Origin of the sequence: Mesorhizobium sp. M7A.F.Ca.CA.004.04.2.1, assembly GCF_004022825.1 — a bacterium.
GTDB lineage: Bacteria > Pseudomonadota > Alphaproteobacteria > Rhizobiales > Rhizobiaceae > Mesorhizobium.
This window is the reverse complement of record NZ_RZPH01000454.1, coordinates 1-4,564: the sequence shown is the minus strand read 5'-3', so window position 1 is coordinate 4,564 and position 4,564 is coordinate 1. Positions and strand designations below refer to the sequence as shown.

Annotated in this window: 4 protein-coding genes; 2 read left to right on the top strand and 2 right to left on the bottom strand. The window is 61.0% G+C overall.

What is annotated here, in order from left to right; genetic code table 11:
- Positions 1-770 (top strand): LysR substrate-binding domain-containing protein (locus EN893_RS19840; protein ID WP_128361717.1); only part of this gene is annotated, 770 nt, incomplete at its 5' end.
- Positions 771-1,012: 242 nt separating this feature from the next.
- Positions 1,013-2,470, top strand: a complete 1,458-nt coding sequence (locus tag EN893_RS19835) for an NCS1 family nucleobase:cation symporter-1 (RefSeq protein WP_127268714.1) — start codon at positions 1,013-1,015, stop codon at positions 2,468-2,470.
- A 35-nt stretch (positions 2,471-2,505) separates the two neighbouring features.
- Here the strand turns inward: EN893_RS19835 and EN893_RS19830 are convergent, their stop codons facing one another.
- Positions 2,506-3,042, bottom strand: a complete 537-nt coding sequence (locus tag EN893_RS19830; protein ID WP_127268715.1) for a DUF1697 domain-containing protein — start codon at positions 3,040-3,042, stop codon at positions 2,506-2,508.
- Positions 3,043-3,060: 18 nt separating this feature from the next.
- Positions 3,061-4,564, bottom strand: a 1,504-nt coding sequence (locus tag EN893_RS19825; protein ID WP_128361716.1) for a CTP synthase, incomplete at its 5' end; no start/stop codon positions are given.

Here is a 4,564-nt window from a genome sequence, read left to right as displayed (position 1 = left end):
ATCTTGGCCAGGACCTGTTCGAACGCGGTTTTCGCCAGATAACGCCAACCATCAGGGGCTCCTACTATGCGCGCAGCCTCTCGGAGGCGTTCGAAGCCATCTGGCGCGCCACCGATGACGTCAGCCTCTCGGACGGCTCGCGCCACGGCAAGATCCAACGGGTCCGGGTCTTGTGCGTGCCCACCGTTCTGAACCTTTGGCTGGCGGACCGGTTGCCGAACTTTCGCCGGTTGCATCCGTCGGTGGATTTGGAGATCTCCACTTCAGGCAAGCGCGCCAACTTCGATTTGGCCATTGTCGACGAGTTCGTCTACAAGGCCGGCCCGGCTTTGACGCTGCTGATCCCGCTGCTTTTGACCCCGGTCTGTGCGCCTTCGCTTTTGGAGGGGCCTGTGCCGCTGCGATCGCCGGCCGATCTGGTCAATCATCATCTGATCCATGAATGCGAAACCATGAGATGGAAGCGTTGGCTGGAGCAGGAAGGCGTTCTGGAAACGACGCCAAAATCCAGCACAACACTGGATGATTGTACGCTCATCATGCGCGAAGCGATCAATGGCGCCGGAATAGCGCTTGCGGACACGATAATGGCGCAAGATTTTCTGCAGCAAGGCAAACTGGTCGCGCCGTTCCATGTCCGCCACACCTATCCGGCCGGCATTTACCTGCATCAGCGTCGCAGCATCGGCAACAAACCAGGCACCGGCCTGTTTCAGGATTGGCTGCTCGCTGAAGTCGCGGACCACAAGCAGGTGATGGCCATCGCTTAGGGCCCCCTACCGAAGATGTCGGCAGCCACCGCTTCACATTGGAATCCCAGCGTCGAACTTCGAATCATCCGTGCCGGGTTCAGCGATGACCCACCATCGCCTTGCATCGATAATCGCAGTTCTCATTGAATATCTTTAAGGCCAAAGCCGGCAAATAGGTTGCTTGTCGGTTCCCCTGCGGCAGGCTTAACCTGCACGCGGTCAACGCGTGAGGGCGCGTGCTGCAAAAGGGGAACATTGCCATGACGATACAGGGTGCTTCACCTGATCTGTACAACGAGGATCTGGCTCCGGCCAAAGTTCGAAACTGGGGACCATTCTCGATCTTCAACGTCTGGACGTCGGACGTCCACAGCCTTTGGGGCTACTATCTGGCCGCTAGCCTGTTTCTGTTCTGCGGCGGCTTCGTCAACTTCATCATCGCCATCGGTATCGGCTCGCTGATCATCTATGTGCTGATGAATATGGTCGGCTATGCCGGAGTGAAGACGGGCGTGCCCTACCCCGTGCTTGCCCGCGCCTCTTTCGGCATCTGGGGTGCGAACATACCGGCACTGGTGCGCGCCATCGTCGCCTGTTTCTGGTACGGCGCGCAGACGGCCGCCGCCTCGGGCGCGATCGTGGCGCTGCTGATCCGAACGCAATGGTTCGCCGATTTCAACGCCAGCACGCATTTCCTCGGCCATACCGGCCTGGAGGTGATCTGCTTCGTGGTCATCTGGGGGCTGCAACTGCTGATCATCCAGAACGGCATGGAAACGGTGCGCCGCTTCCAGGACTGGGCCGGCCCCGCGGTTTGGGTGATGATGCTGATCCTGGCGATCTATCTCTGCGTGAAATCCGGGAGATTTGCCTTCACCAGCGATATCCCGATGGACGTGTTGCTGGACAAGACGAAGGACGCGGGCGTGCCCGGCACGCCGGGATCGTGGACCTCGCTGTTTGCGGTGGCCGCGATCTGGGTCACCTATTTCTCGGCGCTCTATCTCAACTTCTGCGATTTCGCCCGTTACGCGCCGGACAAGGCATCGCTGCGCAAGGGCAACATCTGGGGCCTGCCGATCAACCTGATCCTGTTCTCGCTGGTCGCCGGCGTCACCACCATTGCCGCCTTTGACGTTTATGGCGAGGTGCTGCTGCATCCCGACCAGATCTCGGCGAAATTCGACAGCTGGTTCCTGGCAGCGCTCGCAGCCCTGACCTTTGCCGTGGCAACCCTCGGCATCAACGTGGTGGCAAACTTCGTCTCGCCGGCCTTCGACTTCTCCAACGTCTTTCCCAGGCAGATCGACTTCAAGAAGGGCGGCTATATCGCGGCCGTGATTGCCCTGCTGCTTTACCCCTTCGCGCCGTGGGAAGGCAGTGCCGCTTCCTTCGTCAACATCATCGGCGCGACAATGGGGCCGATCTTCGGGGTGATGATGGTCGACTACTACCTGATCCGGAAGGGCGAGGTCGACGTCGAGGCGCTCTACCGCGAGGACGGCGAGTTCCGTTTCCAGGGCGGCTGGCACGTCAATGCCTTCATCGCAGCAGGCATCGGCGCCATCTTCTCGTCGATCCTGCCCAACTTCACCAACTGGCTGCCGTCCTGGTGGGGTGTCTATGGCTGGTTCTTCGGCGTGGCGATCGCCGGCATTATCTACTACGTGCTGCGCACCGCCGCTCTGGGCGCAGGCGCCAAGACCGCGAAAGCCTGACGAGCATCATCAGGGGCGGCGCAAAGCCGCCCCAACTACCCGATCATCTCGGCCAATTTGCGCACCGTGTTCCAGTTGCGCGACGTGCCGATGCCCATGCGCTTGTGGTTCATTGCCGCGAGCAGCCGCGAACTTGGCCTCTCTCGCGAAAAGACGACCCAGATGTCGCCGCCGAGCGAAGTCACTTTCTCGTCCTCGGCGGCATAGGCCTGCAGTGCCGTCACGGCCTGCTCGGGTGCAGGCTTACGCATCACGCGCACCGCCACCTGATCCGCGGTCGCATTCGATTCCATCGGAAACGGATTGCCGGCGGCAAGCTTCAGCCAGTCCTCGGCACCGCGCACAATGATATCGACATGGCGGCCGAAGGTTTTTTCGAAGGCTGCCTCCAACCACTGTTCGAGGTCGGCGATATCAGTTGCCGGTGCCTCGAAGACCAGATTGCCCGTCGCCACCAGCGTGCGCGGGTTGTTCAGCCCGAGCTCTTCGGCCATGGCCTTGAGGTCGGCCATGACGACCCGTCGCCCCTCAGCCAGGATGATGCTGTAAAGCAGTGCGACATAGGTCTGCATTGCCGCCCGACCTGATCGCTACACCAGCCGGCTCTGCTCCACGGCCGCCTCGATGAAACTGGCGAACAGCGGATGCGGCTCGAGCGGCCGGCTTTTCAGTTCCGGGTGATACTGCACGCCGATGAACCACGGATGGTCCGGGTATTCGACCGTTTCCGGCAACACGCCGTCGGGCGACATACCGGCAAACACCAGGCCGCAATCCTCGAGCCGCTCCTTGTAGTCGACATTGACCTCGTAGCGGTGGCGATGGCGCTCGAAAATCTGTGTGTCGCCATAGATCTCGGCGATCTTGGAGCCCTTGGCGAGCTCGGCCTGATAGGCGCCGAGCCGCATCGTGCCGCCGAGATCGCCGGTTTCGCGGCGCTTCTCCAGCATGTTGCCTTTCAGCCATTCGGTCATCAGGCCGACCACCGGTTCCTCGGTCGGACCAAACTCGGTCGAAGACGCATGTTCGACGCCGGCCAGCGACCGCGCTGCCTCGATGCAGGCCATCTGCATGCCGAAGCAGATGCCGAAATACGGCACCTTGCGCTCACGCGCGAACTTCGCCGCCAGGATCTTGCCTTCCGCACCGCGCTCGCCAAAGCCGCCTGGGACCAGGATGCCATGCACCTTTTCCAGCCAGGGCGTCGGATCCTCTTTTTCGAAGATCTCCGATTCGATCCAGTCGAGCTTGACCTTGACGTGGTTGGCAAGGCCGCCATGCGAGAGCGCCTCGATCAGAGATTTGTAGGCGTCCTTGAGGCCGGTATATTTGCCGACAACGGCGATGGTGACCTCGCCTTCAGGATTGTGGATGCGGTTGGACACCGCCTGCCACGGCTCCATGCGCGGCTTCGGCGCCGGATCGATGCCGAAGGCGGCCAGCACTTCCGAATCGAGCCCTTCCCTATGGTATGCCATCGGCACATCGTAGATATGCGGCACGTCGAGCGCCTGAATCACGGCACTTTCGCGCACATTGCAAAACAGCGACAGTTTCCTGCGCTCTTCCTTGGGAATGGCGCGGTCGGCACGGACCAGCAGGATATCGGGCGCGATGCCGATGCCGCGCAGCTCCTTGACCGAATGCTGAGTCGGCTTGGTCTTCAGCTCGCCTGCCGTCGGGATGTAGGGCATCAGCGTCAGATGGACGTAGACGGCGTTGTTGCGCGGCAGGTCGTTGCCGAGCTGACGAATAGCTTCCAGGAATGGCATCGCCTCGATGTCGCCGACCGTGCCGCCGATCTCGCACAACACGAAATCATAATCGTCATTGCCGTTGAGAACGAAATTTTTGATCTCATCGGTGACGTGCGGGATGACCTGCACGGTTGCGCCGAGATAGTCGCCGCGCCGCTCGCGCTCGATGATGTTCTTGTAGATGCGGCCGGTGGTGATGTTGTCCTGCTGGTTGGCGGAGCGGCCTGTGAAGCGCTCGTAATGGCCAAGATCGAGATCGGTTTCCGCACCATCGTCGGTGACGAAGACTTCGCCATGCTGGTACGGCGACATCGTGCCTGGATCGACATTCAGGTAG